Origin of the sequence: Bacteroides caecigallinarum, assembly GCF_016902295.1 — a bacterium.
Lineage (GTDB): Bacteria > Bacteroidota > Bacteroidia > Bacteroidales > Bacteroidaceae > Phocaeicola > Phocaeicola caecigallinarum_A.
The window spans coordinates 1-615 of record NZ_JACJLQ010000141.1 but is presented as its reverse complement, the minus strand read 5'-3'; the positions used below and the strand labels follow the sequence as shown (position 1 = coordinate 615).

At 43.9% G+C, this 615-nt stretch carries 1 protein-coding gene; it reads left to right on the top strand.

Annotated features, from left to right (window positions below; all coding sequences use genetic code 11):
* Positions 1 to 95 precede the first annotated feature (95 nt).
* Positions 96 to 615 (top strand): GDP-mannose 4,6-dehydratase (locus tag H6A27_RS14530; protein ID WP_204509201.1); only part of this gene is annotated, 520 nt, incomplete at its 3' end.

The following is a 615-nucleotide window of genomic DNA, read 5'->3' as shown; positions in this document are numbered from 1 at the left end:
ACGAGGATTTTCTGAATAATCCGATGAGAGCGGAACGGTAACTAAAAACTTAAAAACATCAACAAACTCGAAAACTTAAAAACTCATAAACTAATATGCAGAATATAGCTTTGATTACGGGGGTAACGGGTCAGGATGGCAGTTACTTGAGTGAATTACTATTGGATAAAGGATATGAGGTACACGGGATAATACGCAGAAGTTCTGTGGACTATCGTGAGCGTATAGCTCATCTGGAGGGGGTTCCTAACTTCCATCTGCATTATGCGGATATGAGCGACTCTATGTCATTAGTAAAACTGGTAGGTAAGGTTCAGCCTACTGAGATATATAATCTGGCAGCACAGAGCCATGTGCAGGTGTCGTTCGATGCTCCTGAGTTTACGGCTGATGTGGATGCTGTGGGGGTGTTGAGGATATTGGAGGCTGTGCGTACCAATCATCTGGAGAATACTTGCCGCATATATCAGGCTTCGACTTCGGAGCTGTACGGAAAGGTGGAGGAAGTGCCTCAGAATGAGAATACTCCGTTTCATCCGTATTCGCCTTACGCTGTGGCGAAGCTGTACGGTTTCTGGATAATAAAAGAGTATCGTGAGGCTTATAATATGTTCT